We start from the raw sequence: 23,535 nt of genomic DNA on the forward strand, positions 1-23,535 counted from the left end.
TCTCCTTGCGCCAGAACTCCCGCATGTTCCAGGCCCAGAAGCCCGACGAAATCCTCTCCATCCTGCTGCAAGAGCACGGCATCACCGACTACGCCTTCGCTCTGAAAAACGAGCATGCCAAGCGGGAATATTGCGTGCAGTACCGGGAGACGGACCTCGCGTTCGTCAACCGGCTCGCCGCCGAAGAGGGGCTGTTCTACTTCCATGAATTCGACGCAGGCAAACACCGCATCGTGTTTGCCGACGACGCGGCGGCCCTGACCGCCGGCCCCGAGCTGTTCTTCAACCTCGGCAACCGCTCGCTGGAGCAGGGGCCCTACGTGCGCCAGTTCCACTACCGGGAGGCGGTGCGCCCGAGCGACGTAGAGCTGAAAGACTACAGCTTCAAGACCCCGGCCTATGGCCTGTCCCACAAGAAGCTGGGGGCCGAGCTTGAACACCAGCGCGATACCTACCAGCACTTCGACTACCCGGGCCGCTACAAGCTGGACCCGAGCGGCAAGGCCTTTGCCCAGCACCGGCTGGATGCGCTGCGCAACGATGCGGTGACCGGCTTGGCTAAGTCCAACTGCGCGGTCCTGCTGCCGGGCCAGACCTTTGCCCTGACCGAGCACCCGAACGGTAGCTTGAACACCGACTGGCAAGTGGTGCGTATCAGCCACACCGGATTGCAGCCGCAGGCGCTGGAGGAAGAGGGCGGCAGCGGCCCCACCGTCTACCACAACGAATTTGCGGTGGTGAAGGCGAGCACCAGCTGGCGTGCCCGCATCGGCAGCCCACAGGTGCCCCACAAGCCGATGGTGGACGGCCCGCAAATTGCCACCGTGGTGGGGCCGGAGGGGGAGGAGATTTACTGCGACGAGCATGGCCGGGTGAAGCTGCAGTTCCCCTGGGACAGATATGGCAGCTCCAACGACCAGAGCTCCTGCTGGGTGCGGGTGAGCCAGGGCTGGGCCGGCGGACAGTACGGCATGCTGGCCATCCCGCGCATCGGCCACGAGGTGATTGTCTCCTTCCTGGAAGGGGACCCGGACCAGCCCATAGTCACAGGCCGGACCTTCCACGCCACCAACAGACCCCCCTACGAGTTACCGGCTAACAAGACCCGCACCGTGCTGCGCACCGAGACCCACCAGGGCGAGGGCTTCAACGAGCTGCGCTTCGAAGACCAGGCGGGGCAGGAAGAGATTTACCTTCACGGTCAGAAAGACCTGAACGTGCTGATTGAGAACGATGCGGCCTGGCACATCAAGCATGACCAGCACACCGACATCGACAATGAGCGGGTGGCCCGCATCAAGGCCAATGACCATCTGATGGTGGAGGGGGAGAAGCGGGACCAGGTCAAGGCTGATTACTCGCTCACCGTGGATGCGTCTATGCACCAGAAGCTGGGTCAATCCCTACTGGTGGAAGCGGGCAGTGAGGTGCACCACAAGGCGGGCATGAAAATAGTGATGGAGGCGGGCTCCGAGTTGACCCTGAAAGTGGGAGGTAGCTTCGTCAAAATCGACCCGAGCGGTGTCACCCTCAGCGGCGGCTCCATCAAGATGAACTCGGGTGGCAGTCCGGGGGCTGGCTCCGGCTGGGGTGGGCAGATGCCGAGCTTGCCCGGTGCGGTAGAGGTCGTAGCCCCACCCAAGCCGCCGCTGTTTAAGGCTATGCCGCCCCTTGAAAAGCCGGTCTGTATTCCTTGCATGCTGAGAGCCATGGCTCAGGGCGATGCCGTGGTGAAGGGAGAGTAAGATGCTACCTGAATCAATCTGGCGTGAAGGAAAGACGGTAGCACTTCTCGAAGCGGCCAATCTCAGTGCCGAGCAGCGAGAGAGGCTGAATGAGGGGCGTTTTTTGCCGCTCTATCTGCACGACGACCTGTTTGATCTGGTCAATCTTGGCCCCTGGCTCTGGCTGTGCTCACAACTGGATGCAGGCTTGCTTGCCGAACTCGCCGAGCAAGGGCATGTTGTTGGGCTGATTGACTGCGAGCGACCAGTGGAAGCCCTGCAAGAGCAACTGGCGCTCGGGGCAAGGGTAATAGAGCCGGGTGGCAAGTACAGTATGTTGTTGCGGTTCTATACACCTGATGCCTTACCCTTGTTGCTTGACCAGCAGAATGCGCCCTGGCTTGGCGGTATCTTTGGCGGCATCAGCTGTTGGTGGCTGCGGGAGTGCGATGGCAACTGGCGTGAGCTGGTCTTGTCTATCCCCCCGACAGAACCAGAGTTGCTCCAACTGACCCCGGCACTCTATCAGGCACTGGAAGGCTCACCGCAAGCCCATCGCCTGCTGGCTCTCTGGCAGTCAGGGGAGAACATCGCTCAGTTTCCGCCTTGTGAGAGGATGGCCATGGTCCGCAAGGCGCTCGACAAAGCCAAGCAAACTGGGGCAACCGACGCTCAGTTAATGCTCTGGGGATTGGCCTATCTGGAAGGTGGGCGTTCTGCCCTGGAAGAACAAAAGAGACAAGCATGACAGTAGAAAGAAGCCTGACACGATTTATCTCCACGATGGCTACGGCAGCGTGGGACTTGATGCCTCGTTGGGGACGCTGGCTGAGTGCCATTGTACTGGTGCTCTGGCTGGGATGGACGTTTCTGGTGCAGGAGCGTCATGGCGGGGCCTCTATCGACGTTGCTTCCGTGATGGACCGCCCCATCAGCTACGTCTACGTCAACGGTAAAATGGGCAGTAATGCGTTTGCGTTTGACGGATTAAATGCTGGCGGTGGTAGTGCTGGTCCCTATCGGATCGACGGCGACACGGTGAAGATCGATTGGGAACTCGATATGACCGAGGAGCAAGAGAAAGCAGGCTACCAATTTGAAAAGCACTCGGTCACTTTGCCCATGCCCAAACGGGAAAAGGGGCAGGATGATTTCTGTGTATTGATGCTACCTGACAATACCCCGATGGTACGCTGGGCCCATAGCTGCGTTGTAGAGATGGATAGTATCGTTGACACCTACCGTACGAGGAAAGGAAGATGATCGACAGGGATGATTTAGCATGCCGCATAGCTCGTGAGGAGAGCCTCCATCAGGCAGGTATTGGCACCTGCTCTCTAGCATTGCAGATTGGTTTCTTCTTCGATGGTCGCCAGCGGAATATAAATGTTGATGAGGACAGTCAGCGGTTGACCAATGTAGGGCGTCTGTTTCGAGCACATCCAAGGGAAATGACCGCAGCACTGACATCTTCATATACCTATGACAAAGTCTATATTCCTGGCTTGGGCACGCAGCTTGATGACACCACTGCTGAGCGACTGGACAGCATTCTGGATGCAAGGCAGCAGGCGTTGGCTGGCGATTACCTTGACGATCTGAAAGATCAGGCTAAAGAAACTGTGGTCGAAGCTGTCAAAGGGGATTGGAGCAAGGTTCTGACCAATAAACTCGGCGATATGCTGACCCTGAAGAGCAGTTTCGAGGCATCGGCCTCAGCGGCCAAAAATGCGGCCAAGCGAGCATTGGTTGAGGCCATAGCCCCCATCCGGGATCTCCCGTGGGTCGCCGACTTGTTTATGACCGGGGTCGATGCCAGAGTCGATTATGCCAAGAATAAGTTCAAACTGAGCGTGTCTGCTTCCAAAGAACTGAACAAGCTTCCCATCAAGTTGATCCAGGTATCGGTCTTCGGGGCAGATTTGGGGGCGGCTCTTGCCCGCCGCTTTATCGAGGAGCTGCTGGAGTCAGTCTGTACCAAAGTGGGCAACGAGTACCGCTACGAGGAGAGCAAGGTCGAGGTGATCTTCGCTGGTCTGTTCGACAGCTCACGGCGTAGCCTGCTCGATATGGGGGACACTGTTGCGGAGGTATCTGACTGGGCAGGTCTGTTGACCAAGAATCCGGCTGGCGTGCCGTTGGGCGTGGTGGCTGGGGCCAAGGTGATCGAGTATGACAAGCCACTCCATCCTGCCGTCAAGCGAGCCCTTCATCTGGTTGCCGCCCACGAGCGGAGAGACTATCGCCCCCTGCTACCCCTTGGGCCGCTCAAGCCAGGTTGGCGGGAGGAGCTCTGCCCTGGCATCAGCGAAGATGTTACTGGGGGCTTACTGCCCAACGAACAGCGGCCCAGTGCCGAGCTTTGCCGGGTGCCGCTTAGAAAAATGTTTGATACCGCTCGTCGGGCTCAAGTGCCCTTCCCCAACTTCCGGTCGTTGGAAAAAACATCCCGCAAAGTGGCGAGCTACTTCGTTATGCTGGACAACTTGGCGGGACGCTCAGTGCAGGATTTCAGCGACTATTACCAGCAGTGGGCCGGTCGAGTCGACCCGACTCCGGCAGGTTTTGAACGCCATATGACTTGTTACTGCACCTGGCTGGGGGAAAAGCGGTTCGACTACGAGGCTCGTCTGGAAGTGGCGCGTGGTAGTGAACGCGCTGAACTCAAGGCGCGTTGGGGCTGGCTTGAGCAGGTAGGGAAGGATGCAGATGACATCGTGATGTGGCAACGTTACAACAGCAAGACGGTACAGGCTGCCAAGCGGGTGAAGTTTTTTAATGACTCAATGCGAGTTCCACCAACTGTTGATGCATTCTTCAACTATTTCATGCATGACTTCAGCTCGAAGGAGCTCATGCACGCCATCCTCGACGCTCAGGCCAACACCATGCTTAGCAGTAACAATTTCTTCGTTCCCCGTGGCATTGAGGCCGTTGAGCCAGGTTAGGAGGCTGTTGCATGCAGCCATATAAAAATTGGTCGGCCGCATTGTTGAGTCTGCTGGGTAATAAGCACATACAGGCCATCCGCAGACTGAGAATATTTTTGATATTGATGAGGAAGAAGGAAGGTTTTTATATATCCCCACCGCCGTGCCAGCAGCCAATATATTACCAATACAAATAGACATGAACCAACTGTCAGCAAGGAGAGACGCGAGCTGATAGGTAACAAGGAATCATGATGATAAAGCGATGGATGTGGATCCTGGGGATGCTCTGCCCCTTGCTGGCCTGCGCGATGGAGGCGCCGCTAAAGCCCTTTTCTTGGCGTTATGGCACCGGCAGCAATATCGATAGAACTACAAATACCAAGACAGAGTTTTATCGTGATGGCGAGTTGGTTTATGCCGACCAGCTTGGCTGGAGGGGGGGCTGGCGGCTTGCTTGCCGATCGCATAAAAGGGCAGCGCTATTACTGGGCTGGCGGTGGTGGTCTGCCTACGGACGGCGTGCCTGTACCCGATAAAGCCGTGATCGAGATGGTTTCATCTCATGATCGCAAGCGTTACCGCATCAAGGTGAATTTACCCGCAGATTTAGAAAAACAGATGCGCCAAGCTTATTTAGTTGACGGGCGCTATGATCGCCGAAATCGCCTCTATTTCGGCCTAGCTCCCGGTGGTTATTTTGAGGTCGTGCTAACCGGAGGGGGACTGCAATTGAGCCCTGATCTGTTGCTCACCCGTGGCATTGCCAAAGAGGTGACTGACGACTGGTATGATAAAAAGGTTTCGGTAGCTCGCCAATATGGAATAGACGACTTCGACAAGGAATATGGCGCGTTATTCAAACAATATCCTGTGCCGCTCGGGATGGACTGGGCATCCATTATGGATGCCTACCGCGCCAAACAGCCCAAAACAGATCAAGAACCGGTCAACTGAGAGGCTTGAATATTGAATTATGGCACTAGCAACGAGTTAACAATAGCTCTATTGTGGACGTTTCCTGCCTCTGTTTATTTTATATAGTTATCTCATTCTATAATGTCCATATCCATCTAAAGGCCGATTGTGCCGAAGGGGTGGTACATCTTACCGTATAGGATGAGGTGCGGACTCTACCTCGTTAAACGACCAGTGGTTAATCTGGTTACGCTGGATCAGCTTTGGATCCAATAAGCCACAAAACAAAAGGTGGTGGAAAACTTGGCTTATTCACTATCCCTCGTTGATTATCGCGCGCTGCGTCGTGATTATTTGCATCATAGCGCCAGTAGTCAAGGGATTGCTAACCCAGCTAATACCAATAAATACGAGGCAACAGTCAGCAAGGAAAGGCGCGAATTGATAGGGAACAAAAAGGAATGATATTAAATAAATTATTTATCCTGAGTAACCTTGTGTGGTCTCTGGCGGTTTATGCAGTACAGCCGATTTATTGGATTTATGGAACCGGAAGTAATATTGATGAGATTTGGACTAGTAAAGCTGAATTTTATCGCAATGACCGTTTGATCGTGAGTTATCCGGGCGGAGGGGGAGGGCCAGAGACTAGTGAAAAGCGTATTATTCAAAAAAAATACTACTGGAGTGGAGGAGATGGTGGGCCGACTAATGGGGCTCCTGTACCAGATAAAGCCATTATTGAGATGGTTTCATTTCACGATCGTAAACGCTATCGCATCAAGGTAGATTTACCCGCCGATCTGGAAAAATGGATACGACAAGAGTACATGGTCGATGGAAAGGTTGAGCGTCGCCATTGGCTATATTTTGGGTTAGCCCCTGGTGGTTATTTTGAAGTGTTGTTACAGGGATTCAGGATTAGGCCTGACCAGCTGCTTGCCCGTGGCATCGCCGAAGAGGTGACCGATGATTGGTATGATAAAAAGGTCTCTGTGGCGCACCAATATGGCATGGATGATTTCGACAAAAAATATGGCGAGCTATTCAAGCAATATCCCGTGCCGATGGGCATGGACTGGGCTCCGATTATGGATGCCTACCGCGCCAAACAGCCCAGAACAGATCTGGAGCCAGTCAACTAGCCAGCCGCGTTCACAACCTTCGCTTTATGGCATCACCATGGGGCCGGCGACTGCGAGGGCGGCCTCGTCACCGCGCAGCACCCGTACTATCTCGAGGGCAAACTCGATGGCGGTGCCGGGTCCCTGACTGGTGATGAGGCGATGGGCATCATCCCGCACGACCCGCGCCGTGCTCAACTGTGCGGCGGGCAGGCTTGCTTGAAAAGCCGGGTGACAGGTGACGCTGGCATCCCCCAGCAGATGGTGATGTTGCAACACCACCACGGGGGCGGCACAAATGGCCGCCCGCCAGCGGCCGAGCGCCGCCTGCTCCCTGAGCAGGTCGATGGCGAGCGGCGTATCGCGGATCGTCTCGCTGCCGGGCAGGCCGCCCGGCACGACTATGGCCTCGAAGTCACGGCTGCTGAGTTCGTCGATGTGGCAGTCGGCGACCAGTTGCACCCCGCGAGAGGCGCGGATCTGGCGCAGACCCGCCGGGCAGCAGGAGGCGAGCAACACCTCGATGCGGGCCCGCACCAGGGTGTCGACGATGGCGACGGTCTCGATCTCTTCCGAACCCGGGGCTACCAATACCAGTACGCTCATCTGTCACTCCTTCTGCCGGCTATCCAGCCGGGCTCAGCTCTTCTCTTTGATGGCCTGATAGAGGCCCTGATTGACCGGCACCGCGATGCCGTGCTGGGCGGCTCTGGCCAGCAGGAAGCCGGTGATGGCCTCGATCTCGGTCTCGCGGCCCAACTCCATGTCCTGATACATGGAAGAGTAATTGTCGGCGGTGAGCTCCACCACCATCATGGCGCGGCGCAATAGTTCTTCGGCACTGGTGGGCTGGCCTTCGGCCTGCATCACGTCCGCCACTTCCACGCAGATCTGCTGCAGGGCGTCGGCGAAGCGGGGGCCGGTCAGATCGCCATTCTTGAGTCTATACAGTGCGGTCAGCGGATTGATGGCGCAGTTGATGGCGAGCTTCTGCCACTGGCGGGCCAGGATGTGCTCATCCCAACCGGCCTGGCCGAGGGCGGCGGCGAGCTCGTCCGCCAGGCCGGCGTGGGCCTTGGCGGCCTCGTTGACCGGGCCTAGCCAGGTCTCACCCTTGCCGGTATGGCGGAACACGAAGTGACCGTTCTGCATGGCGCCGTGGCTGGTGACGCCGGCGATCACCGGGTTGTGCGGGAACAGCTGCACCACCTGCTCGGCGATGCCCATGCCATTGTGCAGCAAGATGATGGGGATGCCTGCCACCAGCTTGCCCACCAGCGGGGTCAGGGCCGACACCACCTGACCGGCCTTGGTCATCACCAGCAGTCGCTTGATCTGGCCGGGCTCACTGACGAAGCCCCGCTCGATGGCGATCAGCTGGGTATGGCCTTCCAGCGAGGTGAAATCGATGCCGGGGTGCAGGGTAGAGCGGTGCCGATCGCGCAGCAAGACGCGGGTCGATTGGCCGCTCAGGGTCAACAGGGATGCGAACACGCCACCCAGGGCACCACAGCCCAGCAGTGACCATTGGGGGGAGGAGGGCTGTCGGCTGTTTTTAAGGTTTAAATCGCGTAATCCGCTTGGCATGGAGAGGCTCAATCAAGGTAGGGGCTGCGTTCCGAACAACCACCTGCCGGGGATAAGTGAAGATGTCGCATGGCGGACACTAACGGGTCTCGCCATTCCTGTGCGCAGGGGATTCTAGCAGAGCAGCCCCATCGAAATCAGCAAATTTGCCGGTTTTCTGGTAGATTTGCCCCCCTATAAGCGCAACTTGAGGAGCCCTGACATGCCGTCATTCGATATTGTCTCTGAAGTCAAAATGAACGAGGTGTTGAACGCCGTCGATAACGCCAATCGTGAACTGGCGACCCGTTTCGATTTTCGTGGTGTTGAAGCCAGCTTCGAATTGAACAAAGAAGAAGTCAAGCTGGAGGCCGATGCCGATTTCCAGCTCAAGCAGATGGTCGAGATCCTGCGCGGAGCCCTGCTCAAGCGCAACATCGAAGGCAATTCCATCGACGTGGGTGACAGCGTCCACTCCGGCAAACGCTTCCACCTGAACGTCAAGTTCAAGCAGGGGATCGAGAAGGAGATCGCCAAGAAGCTGGTGAAGCTGATCAAGGATTCCAAGATCAAGGTACAGGTCGCCATCCAGGGTGACGAGGTGCGTGTCACCGGCAAGAAGCGTGACGATCTGCAGGAGGCCATGGCACTGGTGCGCGGGGCCGAGCTGGGTCAGCCGATGCAGTTCCAGAATTTCCGCGATTGATCGCAGGCGGGGAGGGTTCGGCCCTCCCCCTTGTTCAATGGCAAGACGTTCGATGGCAAGACAGTCGATGGTCGAGCCATAAAAAAACCGGAGCAGCTGCTCCGGTTTTTTGTGTCCGCGATACCCGTTCGATTAGAACTTGTAGGTAACGGAGAAGTAGTGACCGAAACCTGTGGTCTTCAGGCCGTAGGAGCCGTTCTGGATGCCATAGATGTCGTTGAAGTACTTCAGGCCGTAACCGACGGCGTAGCGGTCGGAGTGCCAGTACAGGCCGTTGAACATGGCGGTACCGTCGGTGGAGGTGTCCTTGGCATCAAACAGGTGATCCAGGTAACCCTGATACGCGATGAAGCTGCCGTTGGAGAAGGTGTAGAAAGGCTTGAACCAGTTCATGGAGAACTGATAGCCGTTCCAGCCCTGCTCGCCGCTGCCTTCGTTGACGTGACGGGCATACAGGTTCATGCCAACCTTGCCGAACCAAGGCACCTGTACGTCGGCACCCAGACCGGTCATGGCTTCAAACAGACCATCCGGACCACCCACGTTGATCAGGTTGGCGATGTACAGTTCTTGCACCGGGCCGAAGGAGAGATCTTTGCCGGTCATGCCGTCGATGGAGATACGCGGTGCAAACTTGATGAACAGGTTGTCTTGGTTGTGCTTGTCGTCGCTGTTGTTCTGGAAGATGTCGAAGACGTCGACATAACCGTACAGATCGAAGATACCAGAGCGGCCACCAAACTCCATTTCGAAGTAGGTATCGTTGTAACCACCTTCAGATTCGCTGTAGGGCATCTGATCGATGGTGTGCATCACGTTGAACTGGAACCACTTGTAGTCGTTCTTATGGATGTCACCGCTGTAATCGGCAGCAAAAGCCGGGGTGGCGGAGGCAGCCAGCAGACCGGCAGCGATCAGAGTCTTGGTAAATTTGGCCATTTTATTGGTCTCTTGTGTATTTAGTTGAGGTTTTCCGTAGCCTGCCCACAAGGAGCGGGAGGGATTCTAGCCAAATAAATTCAGCGGATAAACAAGAGCCAGGGAACTTTGTCAGGAATTGTGAATCTAATCACCCCCTCATTGGCGCAAACGCTTGCTATTTGTTCGCTTTCGAAGACAAGTGTTTGTTTCGTTTGGCTACCATTATGATCAGCACCATCACCGGGATGCCGAGCAGGCTGGTGCCGATGAAGAAGCTGCTGTAGCCAAACAGCTCGACGAAGTGGCCGGAGAAACCGGCCAGCAGCTTGGGCAACAGCAACATGATGGAGCTGAACAGCGCATACTGGGTCGCCGAGAAGGCGACGTTGGTCAGGCTCGACAGGTAGGTCACGAAGGCCGCCGTGGCTATCCCGGCGCTGAGGTTGTCCAGCGAGATGATCAGGGTCAGCAGCTCCAGGTTGTGGCCGACCTGATTGAGCAGCGCAAACAGCAGGTTGGTGCTGGCGGTGAGCACGGCGCCGAGAAACAGGATGCGCAGGGTACCGAAGCGCATCACCAGCACGCCCCCCAGCGCGGCGCCCACCAGCGTCATGATGACGCCATACACCTTGGTGATGGTGGCCACCTCCGTCTTGCTGAACTGCAGATCCACGTAGAAGCTGTTGGACATCACCCCCATCACCACGTCCGAGATGCGATAACAGGCGATGAGCCCGAGGATCAGCAGGGCGGAGCCGCCGTATCGGCGGAAGAAATCGGCGAAGGGGCACCAGATAGCCTCGTAGATCCAGGCCCCCAACCCCGCCAACGGGCGCGGCCAGCCCTGGCCGAGCAGCAGCGTCTTGCGCATCGCCTGCTGTTCATCCTGACGCTTCACATCGATATCGGGCTCATGACTGAGCAGGGTGGTGATGATGCCAAGGGACATCATTCCCGCCATCAGCAGGTAGGTGAGCTGCCAGCCGCGGTAGTCGTAGCCGCTGTTGCTGCCGAGCCAGGCCGCCAGCGCCAGCGCGCCGGCCCCCGCCATGATCATCGCCAGCCGGTACCCCGTCATGTAGGAGGCCGCCATGGCCGCCTGCAAGCGCTCAGGGGCCGACTCGATACGATAGGCATCGATGACGATATCCTGGGTGGCGGAGCAAAACGCCACCAGCAGGGCAAACAGGGCGAGCTGGGCGAGCTGGGTCTTGGGATCGCAGTAGGCCATGCCCACCAGGGAGAGGGCGATCAGCAGTTGGGAGAGCAGCATCCAGCTGCGCCGCCGCCCCAGCAATCGGGAGAGCAGCGGCAGCGGCAGCCGGTCGACCAGCGGTGACCACATCCATTTAAAGCCGTAGGCCAGCGCGACCCAGCTCATGTAACCGATGTCGGTCAGGCTGACATCGGCCTCACGCAGCCAGAAGGAGAGGGTGCCAAACACCAGCAACAATGGCAGGCCGGAGGAGAAGCCCATGGCAAACAGGGTGAGAACCCGCCTCTCCAGATAGACGACGAGAGAGTCGCGCCAGCTTGTTGTGCGGCTCGGGGGGCGAACAGTGTTCAAATGCCTGACTCCTCTGGGAAAAGGGGGTCATTTTGTCAGGTTCGGGAGGGATAGCCAAGGCAAGCCCGACAGGCGGCAGACAAAAGGCCCACCCCAAGCGGGGTGGGCCTTCAGCCGGACGGCAATCTCTGTCACTGCATGGCGACAGGGATGAGCCGGGGTTACTTGCTCGCTTTCTTGTCGGTGCTGCTCTCGGCCAGCAACACCACCTTTTTCAGGATGATGGGGCTGGTCGGCACGTCGTTGGCGCGCAGGATCGAGCTGTAGCCCGTCTGCACCTGGGCCAGCTTGTCCAGCACCTCCATGCCTTCGACGACCTGGCCGAACACGGTATAACCGGCGCCGGCATTGGCGTTGAGGTTATCGTTGTCGGTCAGGTTGAAATAGAACTGGCGGGTGGCGCTGTCCACCGCCTGGGTGCGTGCCATGGCGATGCTGCCACGCTTGTTGGGCAGGCCGCCCTTGGACTCGTTGACCACGGGCTCGAAGGTCGGCAGTTGCTGGAACTGCTGGTTGTAACCGCCGCCCTGCACCACGAAGTTCTGGATCACGCGGTGGAACAGGCTGCCGTCATAGCTGCCGTCCGCCACATAGCGCAGGAAGTTCTTCACCGTCTGCGGCGCCTGCTTGGAGGCCAGCTCGATCACGATATTGCCGTGGTTGGTCTCCATCCTGACCTTGGGGCCTGCGAACGCCAGCGGGGCGATCAGCATGGCCAGTAACCAGAGTTTTTTCATCTAACTATCCTCGCTCAGCTCGTCGGCTGGCCCTTGAGATAACCGCGCAGCGCCTCGTCTGCCATGATCTGCTGCAATAAACTGCCAAGCTGCTGGTTCAGGATGGACTCCAGCTCGGCCATGCTCGGTTCACCCGGCTCTTCCTTGCTGGAAGACATGTTGAACTGTTTGGTCAGCTTGCTGCCCTGGAAGTCGGCGATCACCTGCAGGCTGACCTTGGACTTGGTGACATAGGTGAAGGTCTTCTCTTCCACATTGACCGCGGCGGTGGAGATGGCCAGGGTCAGGTTGGTGGTACCGCTGTTGCCCACTTCCAGGCCCTGGCTGCGCAGCCCCTCGGCCAGTTTTTCGGCCAGCAGGTTGTTGAGCGGCTGCTCGCTGTTGACCAGCACGGCGGCCTTCTCTTTCTTCTTGATGGAGAAGACATAGGCGGCCTCGCGCTTGTCCACCCCTTCCATGGTGATCCGGTTGCCAGCGTAGTACTGCTGATTGGAGGGGATTACCTGCGGGTTGAGCAGCGCGGTCTCCGGCCAGTGAGTGGCGCAACCACCCAGCATCAGGGCGGCCAGCAGCAAGAGTGACTTTTTCATCGTGGGTTTCCTTTAGCTTTATCTTTAGCGTTTGATGGCTTTCAAAATAACGAATTTGCTGTTCGATGCAACGACTTGTGCGTTGGCAAACAGGCGCTTGAGTTTGTTGTGATAGTCCAGATGACGGTTGCCAACTATCCAGAGTTCCCCCCCCTGAGGCAATACCCGGTGCGCGTCGCTGAACATCTGCCAGGCGATATGATCGGTGATCGCCTGCAACTGATGGAAGGGGGGGTTGCAGAGGATCCGATCCGCCGCGCCGACCGCGACGCCGTCGAGACAGTTGTTGACCATGAAGCGGGCGCGGGGCAGGGCATCCGGCAGATTGTGCTCGACGTTCAGCCGCGCCGAGGCGACCGCCATATAGGATTCGTCGATGAAGGTCACCTCCACCTCGGCATCCCGCGCCAGCAGCGCCAGCCCCAGTACCCCGTTGCCGCAACCCAGATCGATCACCTTGCGTGCACTGTGCACAGGCAAATTATCCAGCATAAAGCGGGCGCCGATATCTAGGCTGGTGCGCGAAAACACGTTGGCATGGTTGTGGATCAGCAGGTTGCTGCCCTCCAGCGGCCAAGTGGTCGGGAAGGGGTCGGTCAGGGCCGGGCGCTCGGCGACCGGCGTGTCATCGACGCTGCAGTGGATCAGGCGCGCCTTCTTCCAGGCCAGGGAGGTCTGGGTCGGCCCCAGGTATCTTTCAAACAGCTTGAGGGTCGAGCTGTGGATGTCTTTCGCCTTGCCTGCGGCCAGGATGCGGGTGGCCGGGGTCACCACCTGGCGCAGGGCCAGCAGCTGTTGCTCCAGCAATGCCTGGTACTTGGAGACCTTGATCACCACCAGCGCGGGGGCCGCGGGCAGTGGCACCAGCGCATCCTGCAGGGTGACCTGCGCGGGATCCAGCTCGTTCTCGCTCAGATTGGCCAGGGTGGCCCGCTCGCTGATATAGGAGTCGCTCACACAGACCGGGGCATGGCCGTGCAGGTAGGCGGTCAGGGCGCCGAAGCCGTCGTTCATGATGATGACGGGGCCGTCCGCCGCGAGGGGGGTCTCGGCGAGCTGGTTGATCAGGTACTCGTCCGCCGCATCCCAGGCCTGCAGGGGATCCTGGCTCTGCCGCGGGTAACGATACAGGGTCAGGCGACAATGGGCCGTGTCGAGAAGGGTTTGCATAAGAAAGCGTCCAGGATGATGCATATAGATGACAACTGCCCGCAGAGTGCTGCCCGGCAGGCGTGTGAAGTGGCGCTATTCTAGCGGGGGCGGAGAATTTCACCAGCCCGGCGCGACGCGCGGTGGTGGCCCTATTTCCCGCCGGCCTGATGCATCGGGGGCACAACCCTGGCTACAATGGCCAGACATCCATCTTGGGAGTCTTTGTCGTGAGCATGCAACAACAGATCGAGGCCAAACTGGCCGCAGCCTTGTCCCCCAGCCACCTTGAGGTGATCAATGAGAGCTACATGCACAGGGTGGAGCCGGGCTCCGAGAGCCACTTCAAGGTGATAGTGGTGAGCCAGGCGTTCGAGGGGCAGCGCCTGCTGGGGCGCCATCGTCAGGTCAATGCCGTGCTGGCGGACGAGTTGGCCCATGCCATCCATGCGCTGGCGCTGCATACCTATACCGAGGCGGAGTGGCAATTGCGGGAGCAGGCCCCCAAAACCCCGGGCTGTGTCAGCAAGTCCCCCTTTGCCTGAGTCGTTGACCTTTTCATTACTCAATTGTCGATTAATTAACAAAATAATTACAATTAGCTCGTGGCGCGAGCCCCCGGCCCCGAGCGCATCGCCCGCGAGTGAGGATTACTTTTTCTAATCAACCTTTGGGACATGTAAAATTACCCCTAACTGGGTAGCAAAACAAAAAATCCTTTAAAACCACGGGTTGCAGGGGCGGCAGGGAATTATTCATTAGAGGTTAATTTTGTGATAGCGCGGGGATTTTCCCCATTTGGCGTGGCGACTGACTTGTCTAAGGTGGTAAACTCAGTCGCTTTTGAATGAACCTGTATGTTGCTGATTTGTTTGTTTTATCGACAATTTGCCGCGATATTGACGGGCTCATTCAACAACTCGTCGTGATGTATTTCTCGGCGCTAACCAACCTGTCTTCCCTTAACGGTAGTGCAAGTGAGTATGATTACAATTAAAAGAGGACTGGACATCCCCGTGCTGGGTGCTCCGGAGCAAGTAATCTACGATGGCCCGGCCATCACCCGTGTTGCTACACTCGGCGAAGAGTTCGTGGGGATGCGTCCTACTATGTTCGTCAAAGTAGGTGATCGCGTCATTAAAGGTCAGGAGCTCTTCGAAGATAAGAAGAATCCCGGCGTTAAATTCACGGCCCCTGCCACCGGTGTGGTTTCTGAGATCAACCGTGGTGCCAAGCGTGTTCTGCAATCTGTCGTCATCGACATCGATGGCTCTGACGAGCAGGTGACCTTTGAACACTTTGCGTCTGCCGAGCTTGCACAGCTCGAGCGCAGCAAGGTGCAGGAGATCCTGGTCGCATCAGGTCAGTGGACCGCATTGCGTACCCGTCCATTCAGCAAGGTGCCGGCAGTGGGCTCTGCCCCGCGTGCCATCTTCGTCACCGCGATGGACTCCAACCCGCTGGCTGCCAATGCCGAGCTCATCATCAAGGAACAGGCCCAGGCCTTCCTCGATGGCCTGAGCGTGCTGAGCCGCCTGACCGATGGCAGCGTCCACGTCTGCAAGGGTGAAGGCAGTCTGCCGCACTCCAACCTGGCGCAAGTCAAGGAAGCCGTGTTTGTTGGCCCGCATCCCGCCGGTCTGCCTGGCACCCATATCCACTTCCTGGATCCGGTCGGCAGCAAGAAGGTGCAGTGGCACATCAACTATCAGGATGTGATCGCCTACGGCAAGCTGTTCACCACGGGTCAGATCTTCACCGACAAGGTGATCGCCCTGGCCGGTCCGAACGTGGTCAAGCCACGCCTGTTGCGCACCCGCATGGGCGCCTGCATCAGCCAGCTGACCAACAACGAGCTGCGCGCGGATGAAAACCGTGTCATCTCCGGCTCCATCCTGAGTGGTGCCAAGGCCGAAGGGGTCCATGACTACCTGGGTCGTTACCACAATCAGGTGAGCGTGCTGGGCGAAGGCCGTGAGAAAGAGTTCCTGGGTTGGGTCAATCCCAGCGCCGACAAGTTCTCCATCACCCGTACCACCCTCTCTCATCTGATGAAGGGCAAACTCATCAACTTCACTACCACCACCAACGGTAGTGATCGCTCCATGGTGCCTATCGGCAACTATGAGCGCGTGATGCCGCTCGACATCCTGCCGACCCTGCTGCTGCGGGATCTGGTCTCCGGCGACACCGACAGCGCACAGTCGCTCGGCTGCCTGGAGCTGGATGAGGAAGATCTGGCGCTCTGTACCTTCGTCTGCCCCGGCAAGACAGAGTACGGCCCGATCTTGCGTGAGTGCCTGGCCAAGATAGAACTGGAAGGTTAAGCGATGAGTTTCAAGCAACTTCTTGAAAATTTGGAACATCACTTCGAGCCGGGCGGCAAGTACTCCAAGTACTATGCCCTGTTCGAGGCGGCGTATACCCTGTTTTATACCCCCGGGTCCGTGACCCGCAATGCTGCCCACGTCCGTGATGCGATCGATCTGAAACGCATGATGATCATGGTGTGGCTGGCCGTGTTCCCGGCCATGTTCTGGGGCATGTTCAACGTCGGTAATCAGTCCATCGCCGCCATCGCCCATCTGGGCAGCGCGGCCGGTGCCGATACCTGGCAATACACCATCGCGACCCTGCTGGGTGCCTCGCTGGATCCGGCCGTGGCCGGCATCGGCAGCAAGATGCTGATCGGTGCGGCCCACTTCCTGCCCATCTACCTGACCGTGTTCTTGGTCGGTGGCTTCTGGGAAGTGCTGTTCGCCATGGTGCGCAAGCACGAGATCAACGAAGGCTTCTTCGTGACCTCCATCCTGTTCGCCCTGATAGTGCCGCCCGAGCTGCCCCTGTGGCAAGCCGCGCTCGGCATCACCTTCGGTGTGGTGCTGGCCAAGGAAGTGTTCGGTGGTACCGGCAAGAACTTCCTGAACCCGGCCCTGGCGGGTCGTGCGTTCCTGTTCTTCGCCTACCCCGGTCAGATCTCCGGCGATGCCGTCTGGGTGGCCGTTGACGGCTATTCAGGCGCGACCGCGCTGAGCCAGTGGGCCCAGGGCGGCCAGATGGCGCTGATCAACGGTGCCACCGGCGAAGCCATCAGCTGGATGGATGCCTTCCTGGGGAACCTGCCAGGTTCCATCGGTGAAGTCTCCACCCTGATGATCCTCATCGGTGCGGCCATGATCGTCTACATGCGGATCGCCTCCTGGCGCATCATCGCCGGTGTGATGATCGGCATGGTGGCCACCTCCCTGCTGTTCAACGTCATAGGTTCCGATACCAACCCCATGTTCAACATGCCGTGGCACTGGCATCTGGTGCTGGGCGGCTTCGCCTTTGGTATGGCCTTCATGGCGACCGATCCGGTCTCCGCCGCCTTTACCAACAAGGGCAAGTGGTGGTACGGCGCCCTCATCGGCGTCATGGTAGTGCTGATCCGGGTAGTGAACCCCGCGTTCCCGGAAGGCATGATGTTGGCCATTCTGTTTGCTAACCTGTTTGCCCCCTTGTTTGACCATTTCGTGGCGCAGGCGAACATCAAGCGGAGGATCGCACGTGGCGTTTAATAAAGACTCAACCATCGGTACCCTCACCGTGGTGACCGGTCTGTGTCTGGTGTGTTCCATCGTGGTCTCCGTGGCCGCCGTGGGGCTGCGCCCGGCTCAGCTGGAAAACAGGGCGCTGGACAAGCAAAGCAACATCCTGTCCGTTGCCGGTGTCGATGTCAGCTCCGTGGCCAAGCGTGATCTGGCCCAGCTGTATGGCAACAAGATTGAAGCGCGCCTGGTCGATCTGACCACCGGTGAGTTCGTTGACGGCGATGCCGACAACTTCGACACCAAGCTGGCGGCGAAGGATCCGGCCAAGAACACCCGTCTGGCCCCGGCCGACGACAAGGCTGGTCTGCGCCAGATCTCCAAGCTGGTGCCGGTGTTCTTCGCGAAGGATGCAGAAGGCAAGGTCGACAACATCATACTGCCGGTCTACGGCCAGGGTCTGTGGTCCACCATGTACGCCTTCGTGGCGGTCGCGGCCGATGGTCAAACCATCAAGGGCATCACCTACTATGATCACGGCGAAACACCGGGTCTGGGCGGCGAGATCGAGAATCCGGCCTGGCGTGAACTCTTCGTCGGCAAGAAGCTGTTCGATCAAGACGGTCAGCCCGCACTGCGAGTGATCAAGGGGCATGCTCCGGCTGGTTCCGAGCATGACATCGATGGCCTGTCCGGCGCGACCCTGACCGGCAATGGCGTACAGCACACGTTTGACTTCTGGATGGGACCCAAGGGCTTTGGTCCTTTCCTGGCCAAGGTTCGTGCAGGAGAAATCAACAATGGCTGACAAGAGCGAAATGAAAAAATTGCTGTTGACGCCTGTGCTCGGCAACAACCCCATCGCCTTGCAGGTGCTGGGTGTCTGTTCCGCGCTGGCCGTTACCAGCCAGATGAAGACGGCGTTCGTGATGACGCTGGCCGTTACCGCGGTCACCGCCTTCTCCAACCTGTTCATCTCCCTGATCCGCAATCAGATCCCGAACAGCGTGCGGATCATCGCCCAGATGGCGGTGATTGCCTCGCTGGTTATCGTGGTTGACCAGGTGCTCAAGGCCTATGCCTATGACATCTCCAAGCAACTGTCGGTATTCGTGGGCCTGATCATCACCAACTGCATCGTGATGGGTCGTGCCGAAGCCTACGCCATGAAGAGCGCCCCGCTGCCCTCCTTCCTGGACGGTATCGGCAACGGTCTGGGTTACGGCGCCGTGCTGCTGGCCGTGGCCACCGTGCGTGAAATCCTGGGCTCCGGCACCTGGTTCGGTATCGAGCTGCTGCCGCTGGTGAACAATGGTGGCTGGTATGTGCCTAACGGCCTGCTGCTGCTGCCGCCGAGTGCATTCTTCATCATTGGTCTGATCATCTGGGGCGTTCGCACCAAGGATCCCAAGCAGGTGGAGGCAAAGGATTAAGGTATGGAACACTATCTGAGTCTGTTGATTCGTTCGATCTTCATCGAAAACCTGGCGCTCTCCTTCTTCCTGGGGATGTGTACCTTCCTGGCGGTGTCCAAGAAGGTCAAGACGGCCATGGGTCTGGGTATCGCCGTCATTGTGGTACAGACCGTGGCCGTGCCGGCCAACAACCTGATCTACAACTACGTCCTGAAAGATGGCGCCCTGGTATCCGGCCTAGATCTGAGCTTCCTGAGCTTCATCACCTTCATCGGGGTGATCGCGGCGCTGGTGCAGATCCTGGAGATGGCGCTGGACAAGTATTTCCCCGCGCTCTACAACGCCCTGGGTATCTTCCTGCCGCTCATCACCGTGAACTGCGCCATCTTCGGTGGCGTCTCCTTCATGGTGCAGCGTGACTACAACTTCGTGGAGTCTGTGGTCTATGGCGTGGGCTCGGGTGCCGGTTGGATGCTGGCCATCGTGGCGATGGCGGGGATCCGCGAGAAGATGAAGTACTCCGATGTTCCTGAAGGCCTGCGTGGCCTCGGCATCACCTTCATCACCGCGGGTCTGATGGCGCTGGGCTTCATGTCCTTCTCTGGTATTTCCCTGTAATCGGAAAGGAAATATAGATGGAAATTATTCTGGGTGTGGTCATGTTCACCGTGATCCTGCTGGCCCTGGTGGCAGTCATTCTGTTCGCCAAGTCCAAGCTGGTGACCGCCGGTGACGTGACAATCAGCATCAACGGCGACCCGGCCAAGGCTGTCACCAGCCCGGCGGGTGGCAAGCTGCTCGGCGTGTTGGCCGGCAGCGGTATCTTCGTCTCCTCCGCCTGTGGCGGCGGTGGCTCCTGTGGTCAGTGCAAGGTGCGGGTGAAAGCCGGCGGCGGCGATATTCTGCCGACCGAGCTGGATCACATCAGCAAGGGCGAAGCCCGTCATGGCGAGCGTCTCGCCTGTCAGGTCACCGTCCGTTCCGACATGGACATCGAGCTGCCGGAAGAGATCTTCGGGGTGAAGAAGTGGGATTGCACCGTCATCTCCAACGATAACAAGGCCACCTTCATCAAGGAGCTCAAGCTGCAGATCCCGGATGGCGAGAGCGTCCCGTTCCGCGCTGGTGGTTATATCCAGATCGAAGCCCCTGCCCACCACGTGCAGTACAAGAACTTCGATATTCCCGAGGAGTATCGCGGGGACTGGGATCGCTTCAAGATCTTCGAGCTGGAGTCCAAGGTCAATGAGCCGATCATCCGTGCTTATTCCATGGCCAACTATCCGGAAGAGTTCGGCATCATCATGCTGAACGTGCGGATCGCGACCCCGCCGCCCAGCAACTGGACCGCGCCTCCCGGCCAGATGTCCTCCTACATCTTCAGTCTCAAGGCTGGCGACAAGGTGACTATTTCTGGTCCGTTCGGTGAGTTCTTCGCCAAGGACACCGACGCCGAGATGGTGTTCGTCGGCGGTGGTGCGGGCATGGCGCCGATGCGCTCCCATATCTTCGATCAGCTGCGCCGCCTGAAGACCAAGCGCAAGATGAGCTTCTGGTACGGTGCCCGTTCCAAGCGCGAGATGTTCTATGTCGAAGACTTCGACATGCTGGCCGCCGAGAACGACAACTTCCAGTGGCACGTCGCGCTGTCCGATCCGCAACCGGAAGACAACTGGGATGGCTACACCGGCTTCATCCACAACGTGCTGTTCGAGAACTATCTCAAGAACCACGAGGCGCCGGAAGATTGCGAGTTCTACATGTGCGGGCCTCCCGTCATGAACGCTGCCGTCATCAACATGCTGAAAAACCTCGGCGTTGAAGACGAAAACATCCTGTTGGATGACTTTGGTGGTTAATCCATGCACAGTGTTGTAAAGACCTGGCTAGCCTTCGGGCTAGCCTTTTTCTTGACGGGGTGCGGTCAGGAAACGGTCCAATCCAAGCCGGAGATCCACATCACCGGCAGCACCATGGGTACCTATTATTCCATCAAGGTGGCGGATGGCAGCGTCACAGACGCGGCCAAGCTGCAGGCCGAAGTCGATGTCCTGCTGGAGCGGGTCAACGATCAGATGTCGACCTACCGCCCCGATTCCGAGCTGTCGCGCTTCAACCAGCACAAGGGCTCGACCCCGCTGGTGGTGTCCCGCGACACCGCACGGGTGGTGACCGAGGCCATTCACATTGGCCGCGAGAGCCGCGGCGCACTGGATGTGACCGTGGGTCCCCTGGTCAATCTGTGGGGCTTTGGCCCGGACAAGCGGCCGACCAAGGTGCCGTCCGACGAGCTGATCAGCCAGACCCGCCAGAAGACGGGGCTGGGCAACCTGCACGTGATCACCTCCGCCGATGCCGATACCCTGCAGAAGGACATTCCGGATCTCTACGTGGATCTCTCCGCCATCGCCAAGGGCTTCGGGGTGGACAAGGTCGCCGAGTATCTGGAATCCCTGGGGTCGCGCAACTACCTGGTGGAGATCGGCGGTGAGCTGCGCATCAATGGCGTCAACGGCAAGGGACACCCCTGGCGCGTCGCCATCGAGAAGCCGACCGCCAATGCCGGCTCGGTGCAGGAGGTGATCCTGCCGGGGGACAACGGCGTAGCCACCTCGGGTGAGTATCGCAACTACTACGAGATGGATGGCAAGCGCTTCTCCCACACCATAGATCCGGTGACGGGCAAGCCCATCCAGCATCGCATGGTATCGGTGACGGTGATCCACCCCTCCTGCATGACCGCAGACGGGTTGGCGACCGTGTTCATGGTGATGGGGCCGCAGAAGAGCCTGGCCTATGCCAAGGAGCGGGGTCTGGCGATCTTCATCATCACCAAGACGGACGACGGCTTCGAAGAGGCCTATTCGGATGCCTTCAAGCCCTATCTGGTTAAGAAGTAAGGGGTAACAACATGCAGATTTTTCTGATTACCTTCGGGGTGTTTCTGGCGGTAGTGGTGGCCATGGCCATCGGCTACATCTTCCAGAAGAAGACCATTTCCGGTTCCTGTGGAGGGCTCGGCACTATAGGGATCGAAAAGGAGTGTGATTGCCCGGAGCCCTGCGACAACCGCAAGAAGAAGATGGCCAAGGAAGAGGCCCGTCGCAAGATGCTGGTCGATAACCGGATCATCTGACTCGCGGCCCCGGTCGCAACAGCTCTCGAATGCCAGCGAGCCGACCCATGGTCGGCTCGCTTTTTTATGGCGCTCAGTAGTCGTACTGGCGACAGCGCTTCTTGTTGAACTCCGCCTGCCAGCGCGCCAGCTCCTCCCGGGTGCCGAGCTCGTCCCCCTGTTTGATGGCCTTCTCCAGCAGCTCGATGCGCTCGAACAGCCAGCTGCACTCCGCGGTCGGTTGATCCTTGGCCATGCCCAGCAGCGGCAGCAGGCAGAGTCCCAGCCAGAATTTTCTCATCTCTCTCCTCCTTGAGTCTCAGATTGAACGGTGCCTTAAGAGTCTATTCTCTCTCCTCCGCTCGCGTGCTGGCAGAAATGACAGGGCTGGGGTAGCATGGGAATATTGCCTGTCTATTTATACAGTGGTATGCGCAAGATCATTCACATCGACATGGACTGCTTCTTCGCCGCGGTGGAGATGCGGGACAACCCGGCCCTGCGCGAGGTGCCGCTGGCCATCGGCGGCTCCGCCGATCGGCGCGGCGTCATCTCGACCTGCAACTATGTGGCGCGCCGCTTCGGGGTGCGCTCCGCCATGCCGAGCGGCCTGGCCATGAAGCTCTGCCCGCCACTGGTCCTCATCCCTGGCCGGATGGCGCTCTACAAGGAGGTCTCCCGCCAGCTGCGCGCCATCTTCCTGCGCTACACCGAGCTGGTGGAGCCGCTCTCTCTGGACGAGGCCTACCTCGACGTCACCGACAGCCCCAACTGCGGCGGCAGCGCCACCCTGATGGCGGCCGAGATCCGCGCCGCCATCGTCAGCGAACTGGGGCTGACCGCCTCGGCCGGGGTCGCACCGAACAAGTTTCTGGCCAAGCTCGCCTCCGAGCAGCGCAAGCCGGACGGCCTGTTCGTGATAAGGCCGCAGGAGGTGGACGAGTTCGTGCGCCAGCTGCCCCTCGGCAAGCTGCCCGGCATAGGGCGCAAGACCGCGGATCGGCTGGAGTCCCAGGGGCTCTACTCCTGCGAGGACGCCAGGGCCCTCTCTGCCGGGGAGCTCTGCGCCCGCTTCGGCAAGCTGGGGGAGATGCTGACGGGGCGGATCTGGGGCCAGGACGATCAGCCGGTGCAGGCCCAACGGGTGCGCAAGAGCATAGGGGTGGAGACCACGCTCGCCAGCGATGTGCTGGACGAGGCGGCCTGCTGGCAGGTGTTGAGCCAGCTCATCCCCGAGCTGGAGCTGCGCTTCGCCCGGGCCTGCCCCGCCGAGGCGCTGATGGGGCAGGGGATCAAGCTCAAGTTTGCCGACTTTCAGCAGACCACCGTCTACCGCCGCGGGGGTTATCAGGCCGCCCTGTTCCACGACCTGCTGCACGAGGGGCTGCAACGGGCTCAAGGAAAACCCATTCGCCTGCTTGGCCTGGTGGTGGGTCTGCCCGGTGCCGGGGAAATCAACCAACTCAGCCTGGATCTGAGTTGATATGGTTAAGTTTTAGTTTCCTAAACCGATACAGTACTTACACCTTTAGAAGTCAGGAAA

General features: G+C 58.8%; 24 protein-coding genes and 1 pseudogene. 17 read left to right on the forward strand and 8 right to left on the reverse strand.

Annotation, left to right across the window (positions count from 1 at the left end):
• The 6 genes and pseudogenes from tssI to KW821_RS00030 all read left to right on the forward strand — a co-directional run.
• On the forward strand, window positions 1-1,745 hold a 1,745-nt coding region (tssI, locus tag KW821_RS00005), incomplete at its 5' end, for a type VI secretion system tip protein TssI/VgrG (RefSeq protein ID WP_218289811.1).
• Window position 1,746: 1 nt separating this feature from the next.
• Window positions 1,747-2,472: a DUF4123 domain-containing protein gene (locus KW821_RS00010; RefSeq protein WP_218289813.1), complete on the forward strand. Its 726-nt coding sequence runs from the start codon at window positions 1,747-1,749 to the stop codon at window positions 2,470-2,472.
• Window positions 2,469-2,987 carry a DUF3304 domain-containing protein gene (locus KW821_RS00015; RefSeq protein WP_218289814.1) on the forward strand — a complete coding sequence of 173 codons (519 nt, stop codon included), beginning with the start codon at window positions 2,469-2,471 and terminating at the stop codon, window positions 2,985-2,987. The genes KW821_RS00010 and KW821_RS00015 overlap by 4 nt, the downstream gene beginning before the upstream one ends.
• Window positions 2,984-4,672 carry a DUF2235 domain-containing protein gene (locus KW821_RS00020; protein WP_218289815.1) on the forward strand — a complete coding sequence of 563 codons (1,689 nt, stop codon included), beginning with the start codon at window positions 2,984-2,986 and terminating at the stop codon, window positions 4,670-4,672. Before KW821_RS00015 ends, KW821_RS00020 begins: the two co-directional genes overlap by 4 nt.
• Window positions 4,673-4,923: 251 nt before the next feature.
• Window positions 4,924-5,611, forward strand: a pseudogene (locus KW821_RS00025) (DUF2931 family protein).
• Window positions 5,612-6,033: 422 nt separating this feature from the next.
• Window positions 6,034-6,717 (forward strand): DUF2931 family protein, encoded by a 684-nt coding sequence (locus tag KW821_RS00030; RefSeq protein WP_218289816.1) that lies wholly within the window; start codon window positions 6,034-6,036, stop codon window positions 6,715-6,717.
• A gap of 24 nt (window positions 6,718-6,741) precedes the next feature.
• Here the strand turns inward: KW821_RS00030 and KW821_RS00035 are convergent, their stop codons facing one another.
• Together KW821_RS00035 and KW821_RS00040 are read right to left on the reverse strand one after the other, a co-directional pair.
• On the reverse strand, window positions 6,742-7,302 hold the full coding sequence (locus KW821_RS00035; RefSeq protein WP_218289817.1) for a DJ-1 family glyoxalase III: 561 nt from the start codon (window positions 7,300-7,302) through the stop codon (window positions 6,742-6,744).
• A gap of 33 nt (window positions 7,303-7,335) precedes the next feature.
• Window positions 7,336-8,283 (reverse strand): ketopantoate reductase family protein, encoded by a 948-nt coding sequence (locus KW821_RS00040; RefSeq protein WP_218289818.1) that lies wholly within the window; start codon window positions 8,281-8,283, stop codon window positions 7,336-7,338.
• 202 nt (window positions 8,284-8,485) lie between these two features.
• On the opposite strand from KW821_RS00040, the gene KW821_RS00045 reads away from it, so the two are divergent.
• Window positions 8,486-8,968, forward strand: coding sequence for a YajQ family cyclic di-GMP-binding protein (locus KW821_RS00045; RefSeq protein WP_033132093.1), 483 nt, complete (start codon window positions 8,486-8,488; stop codon window positions 8,966-8,968).
• 132 nt (window positions 8,969-9,100) lie between these two features.
• Here KW821_RS00045 and KW821_RS00050 read toward each other — a convergent pair whose 3' ends face one another.
• From KW821_RS00050 to KW821_RS00070, 5 genes are all read right to left on the reverse strand, one after another.
• Window positions 9,101-9,907: an outer membrane protein OmpK gene (locus KW821_RS00050; protein WP_033132094.1), complete on the reverse strand. Its 807-nt coding sequence runs from the start codon at window positions 9,905-9,907 to the stop codon at window positions 9,101-9,103.
• 157 nt (window positions 9,908-10,064) lie between these two features.
• Entirely contained in the window at window positions 10,065-11,456 is a 1,392-nt protein-coding gene (locus KW821_RS00055; protein ID WP_218289819.1) for an MFS transporter, read from the reverse strand.
• Window positions 11,457-11,617: 161 nt separating this feature from the next.
• A complete protein-coding gene (locus KW821_RS00060; protein ID WP_218289820.1) occupies window positions 11,618-12,193 on the reverse strand; it encodes a peptidylprolyl isomerase in 576 nt (191 codons plus the stop codon).
• Between the two features lie 14 nt (window positions 12,194-12,207).
• On the reverse strand, window positions 12,208-12,783 hold the full coding sequence (locus KW821_RS00065; RefSeq protein ID WP_218289821.1) for a YajG family lipoprotein: 576 nt from the start codon (window positions 12,781-12,783) through the stop codon (window positions 12,208-12,210).
• Between the two features lie 24 nt (window positions 12,784-12,807).
• Window positions 12,808-13,953: a methyltransferase gene (locus KW821_RS00070; protein WP_218289822.1), complete on the reverse strand. Its 1,146-nt coding sequence runs from the start codon at window positions 13,951-13,953 to the stop codon at window positions 12,808-12,810.
• 215 nt (window positions 13,954-14,168) lie between these two features.
• On the opposite strand from KW821_RS00070, the gene KW821_RS00075 reads away from it, so the two are divergent.
• From KW821_RS00075 to nqrM, 9 genes are all read left to right on the forward strand, one after another.
• On the forward strand, window positions 14,169-14,477 hold the full coding sequence (locus KW821_RS00075) for a BolA family transcriptional regulator (RefSeq protein WP_042654102.1): 309 nt from the start codon (window positions 14,169-14,171) through the stop codon (window positions 14,475-14,477).
• 438 nt (window positions 14,478-14,915) lie between these two features.
• Window positions 14,916-16,259: a Na(+)-translocating NADH-quinone reductase subunit A gene (locus KW821_RS00080; RefSeq protein WP_042654101.1), complete on the forward strand. Its 1,344-nt coding sequence runs from the start codon at window positions 14,916-14,918 to the stop codon at window positions 16,257-16,259.
• 3 nt (window positions 16,260-16,262) lie between these two features.
• Window positions 16,263-17,492: an NADH:ubiquinone reductase (Na(+)-transporting) subunit B gene (locus KW821_RS00085; protein WP_042654100.1), complete on the forward strand. Its 1,230-nt coding sequence runs from the start codon at window positions 16,263-16,265 to the stop codon at window positions 17,490-17,492.
• Complete coding sequence (locus KW821_RS00090) at window positions 17,482-18,270, forward strand: Na(+)-translocating NADH-quinone reductase subunit C (protein ID WP_218289823.1); 789 nt, start codon at window positions 17,482-17,484, stop codon at window positions 18,268-18,270. Before KW821_RS00085 ends, KW821_RS00090 begins: the two co-directional genes overlap by 11 nt.
• Window positions 18,263-18,895, forward strand: a complete 633-nt coding sequence (locus tag KW821_RS00095; RefSeq protein WP_042654098.1) for an NADH:ubiquinone reductase (Na(+)-transporting) subunit D — start codon at window positions 18,263-18,265, stop codon at window positions 18,893-18,895. Before KW821_RS00090 ends, KW821_RS00095 begins: the two co-directional genes overlap by 8 nt.
• Window positions 18,896-18,898: 3 nt before the next feature.
• On the forward strand, window positions 18,899-19,495 hold the full coding sequence (nqrE, locus tag KW821_RS00100; RefSeq protein ID WP_005330713.1) for an NADH:ubiquinone reductase (Na(+)-transporting) subunit E: 597 nt from the start codon (window positions 18,899-18,901) through the stop codon (window positions 19,493-19,495).
• Window positions 19,496-19,512: 17 nt separating this feature from the next.
• Window positions 19,513-20,736, forward strand: a complete 1,224-nt coding sequence (gene nqrF / locus KW821_RS00105) for an NADH:ubiquinone reductase (Na(+)-transporting) subunit F (RefSeq protein WP_042654097.1) — start codon at window positions 19,513-19,515, stop codon at window positions 20,734-20,736.
• A 3-nt stretch (window positions 20,737-20,739) separates the two neighbouring features.
• Complete coding sequence (locus tag KW821_RS00110; RefSeq protein ID WP_042654096.1) at window positions 20,740-21,777, forward strand: FAD:protein FMN transferase; 1,038 nt, start codon at window positions 20,740-20,742, stop codon at window positions 21,775-21,777.
• An 11-nt stretch (window positions 21,778-21,788) separates the two neighbouring features.
• Window positions 21,789-22,013 (forward strand): (Na+)-NQR maturation NqrM, encoded by a 225-nt coding sequence (gene nqrM, locus KW821_RS00115; RefSeq protein WP_042654095.1) that lies wholly within the window; start codon window positions 21,789-21,791, stop codon window positions 22,011-22,013.
• 73 nt (window positions 22,014-22,086) lie between these two features.
• Here nqrM and KW821_RS00120 read toward each other — a convergent pair whose 3' ends face one another.
• Window positions 22,087-22,293 (reverse strand): hypothetical protein, encoded by a 207-nt coding sequence (locus KW821_RS00120; RefSeq protein ID WP_042654094.1) that lies wholly within the window; start codon window positions 22,291-22,293, stop codon window positions 22,087-22,089.
• A 129-nt stretch (window positions 22,294-22,422) separates the two neighbouring features.
• On the opposite strand from KW821_RS00120, the gene dinB reads away from it, so the two are divergent.
• On the forward strand, window positions 22,423-23,475 hold the full coding sequence (dinB, locus tag KW821_RS00125; RefSeq protein WP_218289824.1) for a DNA polymerase IV: 1,053 nt from the start codon (window positions 22,423-22,425) through the stop codon (window positions 23,473-23,475).
• Window positions 23,476-23,535: the final 60 nt, after the last annotated feature.

Source organism: Aeromonas sp. sif2416, assembly GCF_019218665.1.
Taxonomy (GTDB): domain Bacteria; phylum Pseudomonadota; class Gammaproteobacteria; order Enterobacterales; family Aeromonadaceae; genus Aeromonas; species Aeromonas encheleia.